1 protein-coding gene and 2 rRNA genes (1 of these 3 cut by a window edge) are annotated in these 1,154 nt (G+C 56.4%); 1 reads left to right on the top strand and 2 read right to left on the bottom strand.

Annotated elements, in window-relative coordinates; genetic code table 11:
• Positions 1 to 202, top strand: a 202-nt coding sequence (locus AC6CDK_RS08280; protein ID WP_496639798.1) for a ThiF family adenylyltransferase, incomplete at its 5' end; no start/stop codon positions are given.
• A 107-nt stretch (positions 203 to 309) separates the two neighbouring features.
• Here AC6CDK_RS08280 and rrf read toward each other — a convergent pair.
• Positions 310 to 426, bottom strand: a 5S ribosomal RNA gene (rrf, locus tag AC6CDK_RS08275).
• A gap of 107 nt (positions 427 to 533) precedes the next feature.
• Positions 534 to 1,154: ribosomal RNA gene (locus AC6CDK_RS08270) — 23S ribosomal RNA — on the bottom strand (it continues 2,337 nt past the right edge of the window).

Here is a 1,154-nt window from a genome sequence, read left to right as displayed (position 1 = left end):
AGCGACCAGTTGTTCCCGCGCCGGAGTTTTGGGGGTATTACCAGGGGTGATTGGCTCGTTGCAGGCGACAGAGGCATTGAAGCACCTGCTGGGAGTCGGAGAATTGCTGACGGGGCGTTTGCTCACGTATGACAGCCTGTCGCTGCGATTTCGTGAGATCGGTGTTGGCCGGCGTGCCGGCTGTGGAGCATGCGGGGAGTAGGGGGAGGGGGTTGTGCGGTGGCGGTGTTTGGGCAGAAGGGGTGGGGATCGGATGACCGAACGAAAGAACCCCCCTGATCCGTAGAGGACCAGGGGGGTTGGAAAAAATCCCGGCGGCGACCTACTTTCCCACACAGCTACCCGTGCAGTATCATCGGCCCAGAGGGGCTTAACTTCCGTGTTCGAGATGGGAACGGGTGTGACCCCCTCGGCATAGCCACCGAGAAACGGTATAAATGTATCTAAGTCAATTGCATTGATCGAGATTGAGTAGGGGTAGATAGTGGGGGTGGGGTTACCACCCCCGTATGAATAAAGCTCGGAAATAAATTATGGTCAAGCCTCACGGCCGATTAGTACCGGTCAGCTGAACGCATTGCTGCGCTTACACACCCGGCCTATCAACGTTGTGGTCTACAACGGGCCTTCAGGGGACTTGCGTCCCGGGGATACCTAATCTTGAAGGAGGCTTCCCGCTTAGATGCTTTCAGCGGTTATCCTTTCCGTACATAGCTACCCAGCGAATGCTCCTGGCGGAACAACTGGAACACTAGAGGTACGTCCATCCCGGTCCTCTCGTACTAAGGACAGCTCTTCTCAAGTATCCTGCGCCCACGGCAGATAGGGACCAAACTGTCTCACGACGTTTTAAACCCAGCTCGCGTACCGCTTTAATTGGCGAACAGCCAAACCCTTGGGACCGACTTCAGCCCCAGGATGCGATGAGCCGACATCGAGGTGCCAAACCTCCCCGTCGATGTGAACTCTTGGGGGAGATCAGCCTGTTATCCCCGGAGTACCTTTTATCCGTTGAGCGACGGCCCTTCCATACAGAACCGCCGGATCACTAAGGCCTACTTTCGTACCTGCTCGACGTGTCTGTCTCGCAGTCAAGCTCCCTTATGCCTTTGCACTCTACGGCTGGTTTCCAATCAGCCTGAGGGAACCTTCGC

The sequence above is a fragment of the Geobacter sp. PheSNFMC genome, from assembly GCF_059620965.1.
Note: the sequence above shows the minus strand (reverse complement) of the source record. Positions and strands in the feature narration are given on the sequence as shown.